Source organism: Synechococcus sp. MIT2312, assembly GCF_059772315.1.
The window spans coordinates 2,605,246-2,618,478 of the sequence record NZ_CM186281.1 but is presented as its reverse complement, the minus strand read 5'-3'; the positions used below and the strand labels follow the sequence as shown (position 1 = coordinate 2,618,478).

Sequence of the window (13,233 nt, the reverse complement as noted above, 5' to 3'; positions counted from 1 at the left end):
GGCCGGCCTGTCGGTTCGCTGGCGTTCAGAGCAGACCGAGAGCATGCAGCGGACCCTGGCCACTGATGATCTCGAGCAGAAAGGCGGAGAAGCCGAGCATGGCCAGTCGCCCGTTCCAGACTTCGGAACTGTTGTTCCAGCCCCACTCCCATTTCTCCTGGGGATAGAGCTTGACCTTGGTTGGCAGTTCCGCTGCCGCATCAAGGCTGACTTCAGGGCCTTCAAGGCTGGTGACCACAAGATCAGCCAATCCTTCGATGAAGGGGGGGTAGGTGTCGAGAGCACGCACGCGCCGGAAATTCACCACACCGGACTCGGTGGCGAGTTCGCGGTACTCGATGTCAATCTCCTCCAGCGTTTCGATGTGCTCGCTGACAAAGCTGATCGGCACCACGACAAGGTCGTTGGTCTTGGCTTTGCCGAGCTCTTCCAGCGCTTCTTCGGTGTAGGGCTTCAGCCACTCGACCGGACCCACACGGCTTTGATAAGCGAGGGTGTGTGGGTTGTCGTGTCCCAGAAGCTCCTCGAGCTTCTTCATGATCAGGGCAGTGCAGGCTTCGATTTCCTGTTGATAGGGATCACCGGCTTCTTCGACATAACTCTTCGGCACGCCATGGGCACTGAAGAACACATGAGCCTGGTGGGGGTCATCGCTGTTGCGGACTTCCTCAGCGATCAGCTCAGCCATCGCGGTGACGTAGCCAGGGTGATCAAACCAGCTGCGGATGCACCGGATTGGCAGCTTCTCAAAGACACCATCACCCTGTCGCAGCCGCTGGAGCTCCCTGAAACTCGAACCACTGGTGCTGATGGAGAAGTGCGGGTAGAGCGGCAGCACAACCACCTGATCCATTCCGTCGGCCTTGATATCCGCGACGGCAGACTCTGTGAAGGGATGCCAGTAGCGCATGGCCACGTAGCTGGTGGCCTCGATCCCCCGTTGCCGCAGCAGGCTCTGCAGCTCTCGAGCCTGCTGCTCGGTGATCCGACGCAGTGGAGAGCCGCCGCCGATGGAGCGGTAGGCGCTCTGTGACTTGCCGCTGCGCAGGGTGCTGATCAACCAGGCCAGAGGCTTCTGCAGAGCTGGAATCGGCAGCCGGATGATCTCCGGATCCGCGAAGAGATTGAAAAGGAAGGGACCTACGTCCTGAATCCGCTCAGGGCCACCCAGATTGAGCAGTACGACACCGACCCGAGCCATGACTGGAAACGAATGCAGGGGTTGAGAGTAACCCGCGTTAACGGCATCTTGACGATGTCCTGAAGGAAAGGATGACTCCCAGCGAGCCTCTTGAAGAGATCAGGCGAAATTCGAATGCAGCGCTGGCCTCGATCGGCATCGGCTTACGTATCGAATGTCGCGGTCGCCGGTTAAACCTGCGTGGATTGTTCCCTGGGCGTGAAAAGCCCGGCCAGCGATCGGTGCAACGTCTCAGCCTCGGCATTGAGAACGACAGGGATGGATTGCGCGAAGCCGAGCAGATCGCTCGGGTGATCGATGCCCAGCTCAAGCGCGACCAGTTTCGATGGGAGCAGTGGCTCAAGGCGCCAGCGCAAACGGCGACCACATCTGCCACCGCAGCTGGAACTCGTCACCTGCTTGACCAGCAACTCCAGGCCTTCGAGCAAGCCTTTTTTGCTGATCCACGACGGAGACGCTCCCCTGCCGGCAGTCGAACCACTTGGACAGGTGCCTACAACCCCTATCTGCGACGACTGCGCACACTTGCCGGCAGGGATACAGGTCGAATCGGCGCCGAGCTGCTGCTTGAGACCCTGCACAGCTACCCCGATGGAAGCCGCAGTCGCCAGCAATGCAGCACAGCCCTGGGCAGCCTGGCCAGGCATCTGGAACTGGAACTGCCGGAGAACTGGCGAGCAGAGGCGGCCGGCTATGGCCTGCATCGAGCCCGCTTCCGCCAGCTCCCCAGCGACCAGCAAATTCTCGAAAGCATCCTGAGGATTCCCAATCCACGCTGGCGACTGGCCTACGGCCTGATGGCCACCTATGGCCTTCGCAACCATGAAGTGTTCTTCAGCGACCTCTCCGCCCTGCGCGATGAGGGTGATCGCGTGATCCGGGTCTTGCCCACCACCAAAACGGGTGAGCATCAGGTTTGGCCTTTCAACCCGGACTGGGTCGAGCGGTTTGACCTTCTCAAACTTGGACGGGAGCCGCAGGCCTTGCCGGTGATCAGCACTGATCTGAGAACAACGACCCTGCAGCAAGTGGGCCGAAGGGTCACCGAGCAATTTCGGCGCTACGACCTTCCACTCACCCCTTATGACCTTCGCCATGCCTGGGCCGTGAGAACCATCCATATCGGCCTGCCTGACACGGTTTCCGCGAGAATGATGGGCCACTCAGTGGCCATTCACACTCGCACCTACCACCACTGGATCACCCGACGCGATCAGCAGCAGGCTGTGGACGCGGCCCTGGCACGACAACAGGCTTCATGAGAAATCGGTGGCACAAGCTCATGGCGCTATGCGTCACGACACTGCCGCTGCTCCCATCCTCCGGAGAGTCAGCAACCACCAGGCGAGACGAGGTCGCTTCCGTGCTTCCCATCACGGAATTACAGACCTGGATGAACGAAGCCGGTGTTCCGGGAGTGAGCATAACGGTGATCAGGGATTTCGAGATCCATTGGACGCTTGCCTTTGGCAAAGCGGATGCAAGCTCACAGCGCCCGGTCACGACGACCACGTTGTTTCAAGCGGCATCGATTAGCAAGCCGGTGATGGCAGTCGCAACGGCGGTCCTGGCAGATCAAGGACAACTCGATCTCGACGGAGATGTGGCCATATTTCTGCGCTCATGGGACATGCCTTCACGGCCTGAAGGCGTCTCGCCTGCAATCACACCGAGGATGTTGCTCAGTCACACATCGGGACTGGCCGATGGCCTTGGTTTCCCTGGTTATCGACCGTCGGAAGCTCTGCCGGACACGCTGAGCATCCTGAACGGGGTTCCACCGGCAAAGACGGTGGCAATCCGTCCAGGCTTTGCGCCGATGAGCCAATCCCGTTATTCAGGCGGAGGCAGCGTTGTGATGCAACAGCTGCTGATGGATGTGACTGGTCGAACCTTTCCCGATCTGATGCGAACCAAGTTGCTTCAGCCACTTGGCATGTTGCAGAGCACCTATCAACAACCTCTCGATGCATCACGTCGGCATGCAGCTGCCTTAGCCCACGACATCAGGGGGCAGCGCATTGACGTTCCCTGGATGGTCTACCCAGAGCTGGCCGCCGCAGGGCTTTGGAGCACATCCGAGGAGCTGGCAGCTCTGATTCGTTCTCTGCAGCGAACAGCGGCCGGAGATGCAGTGAAGCCATTGTCCAGAACGCTGGTTAGAGATCTCTGGCGGCCCGTCGGGGTCGGGTCCTTCAGCTCTGGATTTCAAGTGTTCCAGCAGGGGGAAGGTTGGTACTTCGCTCACATGGGTGCCAATCGAGGTTTTCGCAGCTTTCTGATGGCGCATCAGTCGAAGGGATATGGCCTGGTGGTCATGACCAATGGAGACGGAGGAGAACTGCTGATTGAAAGGATCTGCCGTCGCATCCAAGAGTTCTATGACTGGGATGTGCAAGAGAAGGAAGGCCAATTTCGTTTCTCACCACAGAGAGGTCTGGGCTGCCTGCCTGAGGTTGGATCCACTGAGACCGGGCCTTCAACGTCAGGATGAACGCTCTGGATGACGTCCCTCTCATCCATTGCTGATTCTGATGACCTCGTTTCTGCGGCCCCTGGCCTATCGCTACCGCTGGATCTACGACACGGTCACGGCGATCTCATCCCTGAGCGTGGGTGGAGTCGAGCAACTCCGCAGTCTGGGGCTGGAGGCTCTGCAGTCCAGGCTTGAGCCCGGTGCAGCTGTGCTGGATCTCTGCTGCGGCAGCGGCGAGGCCGCAGCGCCCTGGTTGGCGACGGGCTTCCGTGTGACAGGGCTTGATCTCTCTCCACTCGCCCTGGCTCTGGCCGCCCGACGACACCCAGGCCTTGAGCGAGTGGAGGGATTGGCCGAGGAACCACCGTTCCAAGACGCAAGCTTTCATGCCGTTCAGCTGAGCGTGGCGCTGCATGAATTTCCTCGCCGCGAGCGAGAACTGGTGCTGCGCCAGTGCCTGCGCCTGTTGAAACCAGGTGGCTGGCTGGTGATTGTGGATCTGCACTCCGCAGGACCATGGCTGCGACTGCCGCAACAACTGTTCTGCGCCTTGTTTGAAACCGATACGGCCACGTCCATGCTGGAGGACGACTTGCCATCTCAGCTGCAGCAGCTCGGTTTCACTGCGGTGAATCAGGAGTTACTGGCAGGGCAGGCCCTGCAGCGGATCACCGCGGCACGCCCAAGCATCGACGCACCTTCTCCATGAGCAACAGCAACCTCGACCAGACGGCAGCCGAACTGGGCATGGGAGGAAAGCTTGCACCCGAAAAGGATGATGCCGGCTACCGAAAGCGCATGGAACGTCGTCAGCAGGTGCAACGCCAGCGCGTCGAGGAGCGCAACAAGGAGAAGGGGCTGATCTTGGTGTTCACCGGTCACGGCAAGGGCAAAACCACGGCAGGCCTGGGGCTCGTGCTTCGCACCCTCGGTCACGGCGAACAGGTGGCGGTTGTGCAATTCATCAAGGGTGGTTGGGAGCCTGGCGAAGCCAGGGCGCTACAAGCCTTCGGCGAGCAGATCAGCTGGCATGCACTGGGGGAGGGATTCACCTGGGAAACCCAGGACCGCCAGCGTGATCAGCAACTGGTCGCGGAGGCCTGGCAAACCGCCCTGGGCCATCTTCGTGACGACCGCATCAAGCTGGTTCTGCTGGATGAACTCAACGTGGCCATCAAGCTGGGCTACATCGAACCGGACACCGTGATCGCTGGCCTGAGGGAGCGACCTGAGCTGTGCCATGTGGCCGTGACCGGTCGCGGAGCACCGGCATCGCTGATCGAAGCAGCCGATCTCGTCACGGAAATGACCTTGAGCAAACACCCATTCAGAGAGCAGGGTGTCAAAGCTCAGGCTGGCATCGAGTACTGAAGTTCAGTCCTGATCCAGATCGTGTCTGATCAAGCCCGATGCAGCAGTCAGCACTGAGAGCCCACTCACCAGCAGAGCACGATGAACAATGGGATCACGCCAACAGGACGGGTCCTGACTGGCGCGATCCAGAGCGGAGAGGGTGAGGCGTGCCATCACCGAGCTGCGTCCACCGTTCTCGTCAGACATGGGGGCTTCAACGTTTCCCTATCCAAGCGGCTCCGCCGCAGACGCGCCAGTGGCAGGACCGTCCGATCCTGGTTGCTACTGTCAGCTGGATCAGGTGGATGAATGGCCTACGCGCGTGCACTCCTGAAACTCAGCGGAGAGGCGCTGATGGGAGATCAGGGCTACGGAATCGATCCCGCCATCGTGCAGTCCATCGCTGAAGACGTTGCCAAGGTGATCGCTGGCGGCACTCAGCTGGCGATTGTGGTGGGCGGAGGAAACATCTTCCGGGGCCTGAAAGGGTCGGCCGCCGGAATGGATCGAGCCACGGCGGATTACGTGGGCATGCTGGCCACAGTGATGAATGCGATCACGCTCCAGGACGGACTGGAACGCGCAGGTGTACCAACCCGGGTGCAGACCGCCATCGGCATGCAGGAAGTCGCCGAGCCCTACATCCGCCGTAAAGCCATCCGCCATCTCGAGAAGGGACGCGTGGTGGTCTTCGGCGCCGGTTGCGGCAATCCCTTCTTCACCACCGACACCACGGCAGCTCTGCGGGCAGCCGAGATCAATGCGGATGTGGTGTTCAAGGCAACCAAGGTGGATGGTGTTTATGACAAGGATCCCGCCATCCACGCCGACGCCGTGAAACAGGAGCACCTCACCTATCAGCAGGTTCTGAGCGGTGAACTCGCCGTGATGGACAGCACTGCCATCGCTCTTTGCAAAGACAACAACATCCCGATTGTTGTTTTCAATCTGTTTGAACCTGGCAACATCGGCAAAGCCGTGGCTGGAGAGCCGATCGGTTCCCGGATCAACAACTGACAAGCGTTATGTCGAAGCAAGACCTCGAAGCGAGCATGCAGAAGTCGGTGGAATCCACCCAGCGCATGTTCAACACCATCCGAACAGGACGGGCCAACTCGTCTCTGCTCGATCGCATCTCGGTGGAGTACTACGGCGCTGACACGCCACTGAAATCGTTGGCCACGCTGACAACACCTGACTCACAGACCATCCAGATCCAGCCCTTCGACATCAGCTCGCTGGCGGGGATTGAGAAGGCGATCGCGATGAGTGAACTGGGCTTCACCCCTAACAACGACGGCAAGATCATCCGCATCAACGTGCCACCACTCACCGAGGAGCGGCGCAAGGAGTTCTGCAAGCTCGCCTCCAAATACGCCGAGGAAGGAAAGGTTGCCCTGCGCAACATCCGCCGCGACGCCATCGACAAAATCAAGAAACAGGAAAAGGAGGGTGAGTTTTCCGAGGATCAGAGCCGTGACGAACAGGACACGATCCAGAAAACTCTCGAGAAATTCATCGCACAGCTGGAGAAGCACTTGGCCGACAAGGAGGCCGACATCCTCAAGGTGTGATTACAACTGACGTTGCCGTGATCGGTGCCGGAGCTGCCGGCACTTCAGCTGCTTTTCACCTTGCTCACGCTGGGCATTCCGTCACCATTCTCGAAGCGGAGACCGGGGCCCAGATCAAGCCCTGCGGTGGAGGCATGGCTTCCTCTGTGCAGAACTGGTTCCCATTCGACCTCAGCCCTGCGGTTGATGATGTGATCCGCCAGGTCGACTTCAGCTGGTGTCTGGAGGATCCGGTTGTCGCCGAACTTCCCGGTGAAGCACCGTTCTGGATTGTGAGGCGTGAGCATCTGGATTCCTTACTGCTTGAACAGGCGGTGAGCGCTGGTGCCACCATTCAGCGACCGTGTCGTGTGAAGGCGCTCGAACGCACCGGCGAGTGCTGGACGCTCACAGGGGAACAGGGAACACCTGTGCAGGCCCGAGCCGTGGTGATCGCCGATGGTTCAGGGTCCCCCTGGCCGCAACAAGTCGGCATCGGCCCGAACTCCCTGCACATGGCGAGCACACTCTCGGTTCGCCTCGAAGGGCTTGGAACGCTCGCTCCTGGAACGGCACGATTCGAATTCGGGCTTGTGCGCCACGGGTTCGCCTGGGCTTTTCCGCTGGCCGATGGGATCAATGTGGGAGTGGGCACCTTCATCGGTCGTGATGTCACCGATTCGGAGACGATCCTGAGTGAGCTACTGCCAGACCTTGGCTTTGCTGCCGACGCAGGTCTTCGGCAGCAAGCCAATCTGAGGGTATGGAACGGTCACAGCCCTCTCCATGCCGACGGAGTGGTGGCGGTTGGCGATGCGGCATCCCTCTGCGATCCCTTCCTTGCCGAGGGGTTGCGACCAGCTCTGATGAGCGGCTGCGAAGCCGCAAAGCAATTGGACCGCTGGCTGAAGGGCGACGAGCAATCGTTAAGGGGCTACTCCAAGGCGATGCGACAGCGCTGGGGCGACTCCATGGCCTGGGGGCGTCGGATTGCCCAGGTGTTTTACCGCTTCCCCGGTGTGGGCTATCAGCTGGGGGTCAAACGGCCGACGGCTCCTCGACGTATCGCCCAGATCCTCTCTGGAGAGATGGGCTATGGCGATATCGCTCAGCGCGTTATCCGCCGGCTGCTGCTGCAGCGCAGCTAGAGATCAAAGGTCAGCTGCTGCACCGATGGATCACTGACGCGCCGAGGTGGTCGTCGTCGGGATGATGCCGGCAAACCAGCCCGCCTCGAGCCATGCCGCCGCTGAATGGCATCAGCATGACGATCGAATCCAGCTGAACGTCTGATCGCGAAAATCCGCTCCTTGGCCTGTCTTGCCGAATCGGCACAATCCACAATCGGCATGACGCCGTTGAATGCCCAGGGTTCATGAAGATGCACCGCGGGAATATCCGCCAGTTCAGGGCACCAGCGGCGGATGAACACACCGTCCCGATCATGGTCACGACCCTGCTTGATCGGGTTGTAGATCCGGATCGTGTTGATGGAGGTGCTGCCCGACTGCATCTGGCATTGACTCCAGTGAATTCCCGGTTCGTAATCGACAAACTGACGCGCGAGGTGCAGGCCGCTGTCCCTCCATGGCAACCAGAGGTTGTAGCTCGCAAACGACATCAACATTGCCCGCATGCGGAAGTTGATCCAGCCATTGGCCCTCAGGGCCCGCATGCAGGCATCCACAAAAGGCACTCCGGTACGGCCTTCAGCCCAGGCCGCCAGACGCTCGGCATCAAGCTCTCGGAGATCACGCATGAACGGGTGAAAGTCCTGCCACTCGATGGAGGGTTGATCCTCCAGCTTCTGGATGAAATGACAGTGCCAGTGAAGCCTCGAGCCAAAACTGCGCGCCCCGCGTCCATGACTCGCACGACTGCGCTGAAGGACCTCACGCATGGACAGGCAACCCCAGGTGAGATAAGTGGAGAGCCTGGAACATCCTGTGAAGGCTCTGTTCGGGCTGGAGATGGATTGGCAGTACTGCCCCACCCGTTGGTCCAGGAAATGCTCGAGTTCGTTCAGACCGGCATCACGACCACCATGCTGGCGATGAGGACAGGGATCAGGCTCGAGTCCCAGGTCAGCGGCCGAGGGTAGTTCACCGGGTGAGACCCCCTGCAGTGGCTCGAGATGGGTGGGAGCAGGCGTGATCGGTTCCGCCATACGCTCTTCCCAGCGCCGGGCCCATCCACCACGCGTCCGCAACGGACGGATCACACCGAACTGCGGAATCTCACGCCAGGGAATGCTGCGCTCTCTTGCCCACGCAGCGACCCGCCTGTCTCTGGAATAGGTCCAGTCGTTACCAGTCTCTTCATGACTCCAGAGGCCCGACACACCGAGCTGACGCCGTGCACGCTCAAGCACTGCCACTGCATCCCCACAGCGAATGACCAGCGGCTGACCAAGAGCAGCCATCGCCTGCTGGAGATCGAGCAGGGCTTCCCTGCAGAATTCCCACTGACGGCCTGAGACATCCTGCTGGCGCCAAAGATCAGGCTCAACGATGTAAAGAGGCAACACGTCTCCAAGAGCCAGGGCCTGGATCAGTGGCCTGTGATCCTCGAGCCGCAAGTCGCGCTTGAACCAGACCAGCTGCAACGCCATCGACTGGGGAACAGCTCCAAAAAACTTTCAAGAAGCTAGTCAGATTGAGCTCAGGCTTGGGTTGCGATCTTCAGATCACGCAGACGGGCATCCACAGAGGCCAACAGTTCAATGGCAAACATGGGGGACTCCTGAACAGCAAAAAGAAATTTCTCGCGATTCATCTCAATCAGGCGGCAATCGGTTTCAGCCTGTGCAGTGCCCAGTCTGCGATGGCCTTCCATCACCAATGCACCGGCACCGAAAACATTGCCGGCTTCGATCAGTTCATACCCCTGCTGGCCGTTTTCATTGGTCCAGTTCAGTCGGACTCTGCCCTCGAGCACACCGAACATCGACGCACCAGGATCGTCAGCCTTGAAGATCACGTCACCGGCATGGACGCCGTGCACCTCACTCTTCTGAGCAAGGGCACGCATGGTGTCGAGGGCATTCACAGAGAAACAACCAGAGACGACCGGACGATCAGGCTCTTGTCAGTGACAGGGCAGATCCAAAGCCACAGCGCACCTCCTCCTGTGTGAGTCTGCCGTCATGATCTGCATCCAGAGCATCAAACACCGCATCACTGCCCAGCCATTCATCACGCGTGATGCAGCCGTCACCGTTCATGTCATTCAGCATGAAAATCTCCTGCACGGCATGACCGAAGGCCTGACCTCCCTCAAGTTCCGCCAGTCGATGAGCCAGCATGCTTTCCAGCGTTTCAATGGCTTTGCTGAAGCCCTTGATGCCTTCGCCAAGTTTGTCTGTAGCCATCCGATCAGAGGCCATCAGGGTGTCGAACTGCTCCTTCTCAACATGGATCTGAGGTTCGCTGTTGGCGGGGTTCGCCGCATCGAGTTTGCGGTTGAGGGTGGCCTCACTGGAACGCAGCTGATCGAGCAACTTGGGTGAAATGGTGAGCAGATCGCAGCCGGCAAGCTCGGTGATTTCATCGAGGTTGCGGAAACTGGCACCCATCACCTCGGTCTTGTAGCCGTAGGCCTTGAAGTAGTTGAAGATTCTGGTAACAGACAGAACACCGGGGTCCTCCGGACCGGGATAGGAATCCCTACCCGTATCAGCTTTGTACCAGTCGAGGATGCGGCCAACGAAGGGCGAAACGAGAGTCACACCGGCTTCAGCGCAGGCCGCGGCCTGAGCAAAGCCAAACAGGAGCGTGAGATTGCAGTGAATGCCTTCCCTCTCAAGCACTTCAGCGGCTTTGATCCCCTCCCAGGTGGAGGCGATCTTGATCAACACGCGATCATTACTGATGCCGGCGTCGTTGTAGAGGCGAATCAGCTTGCGACCCTTTTCAATCGTGGCGGCAGTGTCGTAACTGAGCCGTGCATCAACCTCGGTGGACACACGGCGGGGAACGATCTTGAGGATTTCCTTGCCGAAAATCACGCTGATCTCATCAAGCGCCTCACGCACCACCGTCTCAACGGGTGCACTGTCGCCGATCAGACGGCGGGAGGATCGCAGGGCCTCATCAATCAGACTTTGATAAGCAGGGATCTGAGCAGCGGCGAGGATCAGGGATGGATTGGTGGTGGCATCCCGAGGCGTGAATTTGCGGATCGCTTCAAGATCACCCGTATCCGCCACCACGACGGTCATCGCAGAGAGCTGGTCAAGAAGAGTTGCCATGTCTCTAAAGGCTTGTTGCCCGTAACGTAGCCGCGTTTTCAGAGCTGGCATCCCACTGAAAGCTCAGCGGGACGCAGGCACTTGCACCACTTCAACCTGGTTGCGTCGAAGCCGGAGTGCGCGCCGTGCTTGGCGGAATCTTTTCAATCACCAACAGACCGTCAATGATTGATTTCGCAACCGGAAGAGCCACCGTGGATCCGTAGGCATTGTCTCCCTGAGGCTCATCCACCACAACCAACACGACGTAACGCGGATCGTCCACGGGAAGAGTCGCCACAAAACTACAGATCAGAGCGCCGGGAACATAAACCCCATTCAGAGCCTTCTGAGCCGTTCCCGTCTTGCCACCGATGCGGTACCCCGGTGTTCTGACACCCTTGCCGCTTCCTTTCTCAACCACCGATTCCATCCAGGCCATCACTGTCCGAGTGACCTCAGGTTTGAGCAGTGGCTTGCCTTGACGTGATCCAGGCGGAGCCAGCGCATCGCCGGCTCTCAGTCCTCGGGTGATGTGGGGGCTGACAAGACGGCCGCCATTGGCGAGCAAGGCATGCAGCTGCACCAACTTCAACGGTGTCAGTGAAAATCCCTGTCCAAAAGACGCCGTGGCAGGCTCGATCGGCTGAGTGGTGAACTGCTCCTTGGACTTGAGCTGACCGGCAACGGCTCCGGGGAGGTCGGTGTCGGGCCGTGCATCCAGGCCAAGTCGACTCAACCAGTCCCAGTACGTCGAGGGGGGCAGATTGCGCATGGCCTGGACCATGCCGACGTTGCTGGACACCTGCAGCACCGTGGCAAAGTCGATCAAACCGTTGGCTCGACGGTCGTGATTGTTGATCGGCCACCCACCGATCGTGACAGAACCGCCGTCCTGAACACGTCCTGTGGTCTGAATCGCATTTTCCTGAAGAGCCAGGGCCAGGTTGATGGGCTTGAAGGTGGATCCCGGTTCATAGAGATCCTGTACGGACCATTCCCGGAAACGACCTGCTGGGAAACTCCAGTAGCTGTTCGGGTCATACGTGGGCACCGATGCCAGCGCCAGCAACTCACCGTTGGTGACGTCCATGACAATGGCAACTCCTTTCTGGGCTTTCCAGGTTTTGATCTGAGCAGCCAGGGCCTTCGCAGCGACAGCCTGAAGACGCGCATCAAGCGTGAGCTGCAGTCGCAGATCATCTCCGAAGAACACACCGGCATCGAGATTGTCGGGCAACGGAGTGCCATCGGCTCCTCGCCGAAGACTTCGAGCCTGTTCATGGCGCTGAAGTTCGTCATGTCGGCTTTGCTCAAGACCTGCCTGAGGTTCACGATCCTGATTGAGAAAGCCGACCACATTGGCGAACAAATCACCCTGGGGATACACGCGGTAGGGATAGGACTCCAGGTCAACGCCAGAGATGCCGGCGGAGCGGATTATTGATGCAGTTTCTGGATCCAGACCCTCGATCAGCTTGATTCCGGAGGGACGGTCACCGATTCGCTGAAGGATTTCCGTCTCGGTGAGTGTCAGTAACGGAGCCAGACGTGCCGCAACATCGGCAGGGGGGCGAATCAGAGTCGGGGCATCCCCAGGAAGATTGAAGTAACGCGGATGCAGCCAGAGCCGGTAGCGCTCTTCATCAAGAGCGACAAGTCGCCCGGTGCGGTCAACAATGGGTCGGCGGGTCCCCAGCGGCTTCGTGCGCTGAGTCTGCACGGAACGCGCACGAGCCTCGAGCTCGCTGGCCTGAAAAGCCTGCAACCAGGCCATGCGTCCCATCAAGCCGACTAGGCCCAGACAAAGCAGTGCGAAGACGGATCGCATGCGTCCTGCAGGAACTGGCTCCAGAGGCACAACCCTCCTGCGCTGACGGCCGGCTCCTGGCCGTGGGGACTTGGCGGAACGGCCCATGAATCAGTAGCCGTGATGAATGGTGCGCTCCATGAGCGAACCGAGCATGGCCAGGTGGTCGATCCCTGGCTTGGTGGAAACCGATGAGGGACGGTTGAGATACACCAGATTGGCCACCGTGGTGGGCACCATCTGCTTGGGGGTCTGGGAACGCTCCAACAAATGTCGTTCGAGCATGGCCGTGGATTCGGTCAGACGATGAGCCAGCTCCCGGGTCATCTCAAGCTGACGGAAGGCGAGGGTCCACCGATGCTGCCAGTGCAGCGTGAGCCCACTGAGCACAAGGACTGCCGCGAAGACTCCGATCAGGCTGCCGTCTGCCGTGCGGTGGAGACCCGCCAGCAATGGGGATTTGCGTGCAACACGACGTGCAGAGAGCGAACCCTGAATGACCTCGAACGGACTACTGGAGGCCGGACGTTGCGCGGAAGACGGTTGTGACTGCGGAACCGCGACCACGGACAAGGTTGATCAATGCGCTAGTGAACCACCTGAGAGAGGACA

14 protein-coding genes are annotated in these 13,233 nt (G+C 59.6%); 7 read left to right on the top strand and 7 right to left on the bottom strand.

All coding sequences use genetic code 11. The features are described 5' to 3' along the window. Positions 1-25 precede the first annotated feature (25 nt). Positions 26-1,201, bottom strand: coding sequence for a ferrochelatase (gene hemH / locus AC6EI9_RS14390; RefSeq protein ID WP_498468388.1), 1,176 nt, complete (start codon positions 1,199-1,201; stop codon positions 26-28). 71 nt (positions 1,202-1,272) lie between these two features. On the opposite strand from hemH, the gene AC6EI9_RS14385 reads away from it, so the two are divergent. Genes AC6EI9_RS14385 through cobO form a run of 4 tightly spaced genes read left to right on the top strand, consistent with a single transcriptional unit; the run spans position 1,273 to position 5,048 of the window. After that, entirely contained in the window at positions 1,273-2,463 is a 1,191-nt protein-coding gene (locus AC6EI9_RS14385; protein WP_498468387.1) for a site-specific integrase, read from the top strand. Positions 2,464-2,483: 20 nt separating this feature from the next. After that, the gene (locus AC6EI9_RS14380; RefSeq protein ID WP_498468386.1) at positions 2,484-3,695 is read left to right on the top strand and encodes a serine hydrolase domain-containing protein; all 1,212 of its coding nucleotides are present in this window, start codon (positions 2,484-2,486) and stop codon (positions 3,693-3,695) included. 40 nt (positions 3,696-3,735) lie between these two features. Then, complete coding sequence (locus AC6EI9_RS14375) at positions 3,736-4,386, top strand: class I SAM-dependent methyltransferase (protein ID WP_498468385.1); 651 nt, start codon at positions 3,736-3,738, stop codon at positions 4,384-4,386. Beyond that, positions 4,383-5,048, top strand: coding sequence for a cob(I)yrinic acid a,c-diamide adenosyltransferase (gene cobO / locus AC6EI9_RS14370; RefSeq protein ID WP_498468384.1), 666 nt, complete (start codon positions 4,383-4,385; stop codon positions 5,046-5,048). Before AC6EI9_RS14375 ends, cobO begins: the two co-directional genes overlap by 4 nt. 3 nt (positions 5,049-5,051) lie before the next feature. On the opposite strand, the gene AC6EI9_RS14365 is transcribed toward cobO, so the two are convergent. Next, positions 5,052-5,237 carry a hypothetical protein gene (locus tag AC6EI9_RS14365; protein WP_498468383.1) on the bottom strand — a complete coding sequence of 62 codons (186 nt, stop codon included), beginning with the start codon at positions 5,235-5,237 and terminating at the stop codon, positions 5,052-5,054. A 102-nt stretch (positions 5,238-5,339) separates the two neighbouring features. Here AC6EI9_RS14365 and pyrH point away from each other — a divergent pair, with 102 nt between their 5' ends. From pyrH to AC6EI9_RS14350, 3 genes are read left to right on the top strand one after another with little or no spacing between them, the layout of a single operon-like run. After that, positions 5,340-6,047, top strand: a complete 708-nt coding sequence (gene pyrH / locus AC6EI9_RS14360; RefSeq protein WP_067092901.1) for a UMP kinase — start codon at positions 5,340-5,342, stop codon at positions 6,045-6,047. A gap of 8 nt (positions 6,048-6,055) precedes the next feature. Further along, complete coding sequence (gene frr, locus AC6EI9_RS14355; RefSeq protein WP_498468382.1) at positions 6,056-6,604, top strand: ribosome recycling factor; 549 nt, start codon at positions 6,056-6,058, stop codon at positions 6,602-6,604. After that, on the top strand, positions 6,601-7,731 hold the full coding sequence (locus AC6EI9_RS14350) for an NAD(P)/FAD-dependent oxidoreductase (RefSeq protein WP_498468381.1): 1,131 nt from the start codon (positions 6,601-6,603) through the stop codon (positions 7,729-7,731). Before frr ends, AC6EI9_RS14350 begins: the two co-directional genes overlap by 4 nt. Here the strand turns inward: AC6EI9_RS14350 and AC6EI9_RS14345 are convergent. The 5 genes from AC6EI9_RS14345 to AC6EI9_RS14325 all read right to left on the bottom strand — a co-directional run bounded on the left by AC6EI9_RS14345 (position 7,728) and on the right by AC6EI9_RS14325 (position 13,188). Further along, the gene (locus AC6EI9_RS14345) at positions 7,728-9,194 is read right to left on the bottom strand and encodes an FAD-binding domain-containing protein (protein ID WP_498468380.1); all 1,467 of its coding nucleotides are present in this window, start codon (positions 9,192-9,194) and stop codon (positions 7,728-7,730) included. The two genes, AC6EI9_RS14350 and AC6EI9_RS14345, sit on opposite strands and share 4 nt — an antisense overlap. Positions 9,195-9,244: 50 nt before the next feature. Further along, entirely contained in the window at positions 9,245-9,631 is a 387-nt protein-coding gene (locus AC6EI9_RS14340; protein ID WP_498468379.1) for a Crp/Fnr family transcriptional regulator, read from the bottom strand. Positions 9,632-9,659: 28 nt separating this feature from the next. Continuing rightward, the gene (locus AC6EI9_RS14335; RefSeq protein WP_498468377.1) at positions 9,660-10,832 is read right to left on the bottom strand and encodes a transaldolase; all 1,173 of its coding nucleotides are present in this window, start codon (positions 10,830-10,832) and stop codon (positions 9,660-9,662) included. 91 nt (positions 10,833-10,923) lie between these two features. Next, positions 10,924-12,729, bottom strand: a complete 1,806-nt coding sequence (locus AC6EI9_RS14330; protein ID WP_498468375.1) for a peptidoglycan D,D-transpeptidase FtsI family protein — start codon at positions 12,727-12,729, stop codon at positions 10,924-10,926. Positions 12,730-12,732: 3 nt separating this feature from the next. Beyond that, positions 12,733-13,188 carry a hypothetical protein gene (locus AC6EI9_RS14325; protein WP_498468374.1) on the bottom strand — a complete coding sequence of 152 codons (456 nt, stop codon included), beginning with the start codon at positions 13,186-13,188 and terminating at the stop codon, positions 12,733-12,735. Positions 13,189-13,233 lie beyond the last annotated feature (45 nt).

Bases quoted from the DNA above. Each gene is read 5' to 3' on its own strand.
- hemH (WP_498468388.1), bottom strand. From the start codon at position 1,201: ATGGCTCGGGTCGGTGTCGTACTGCTCAATCTGGGTGGCCCTGAGCGG.
- AC6EI9_RS14385 (WP_498468387.1), top strand. From the start codon at position 1,273: ATGACTCCCAGCGAGCCTCTTGAAGAGATCAGGCGAAATTCGAATGCA.
- AC6EI9_RS14380 (WP_498468386.1), top strand. From the start codon at position 2,484: ATGGCGCTATGCGTCACGACACTGCCGCTGCTCCCATCCTCCGGAGAG.
- AC6EI9_RS14375 (WP_498468385.1), top strand. From the start codon at position 3,736: ATGACCTCGTTTCTGCGGCCCCTGGCCTATCGCTACCGCTGGATCTAC.
- cobO (WP_498468384.1), top strand. From the start codon at position 4,383: ATGAGCAACAGCAACCTCGACCAGACGGCAGCCGAACTGGGCATGGGA.
- AC6EI9_RS14365 (WP_498468383.1), bottom strand. From the start codon at position 5,237: ATGTCTGACGAGAACGGTGGACGCAGCTCGGTGATGGCACGCCTCACC.
- pyrH (WP_067092901.1), top strand. From the start codon at position 5,340: ATGGCCTACGCGCGTGCACTCCTGAAACTCAGCGGAGAGGCGCTGATG.
- frr (WP_498468382.1), top strand. From the start codon at position 6,056: ATGTCGAAGCAAGACCTCGAAGCGAGCATGCAGAAGTCGGTGGAATCC.
- AC6EI9_RS14345 (WP_498468380.1), bottom strand. From the start codon at position 9,194: ATGGCGTTGCAGCTGGTCTGGTTCAAGCGCGACTTGCGGCTCGAGGAT.
- AC6EI9_RS14335 (WP_498468377.1), bottom strand. From the start codon at position 10,832: ATGGCAACTCTTCTTGACCAGCTCTCTGCGATGACCGTCGTGGTGGCG.
- AC6EI9_RS14330 (WP_498468375.1), bottom strand. From the start codon at position 12,729: ATGGGCCGTTCCGCCAAGTCCCCACGGCCAGGAGCCGGCCGTCAGCGC.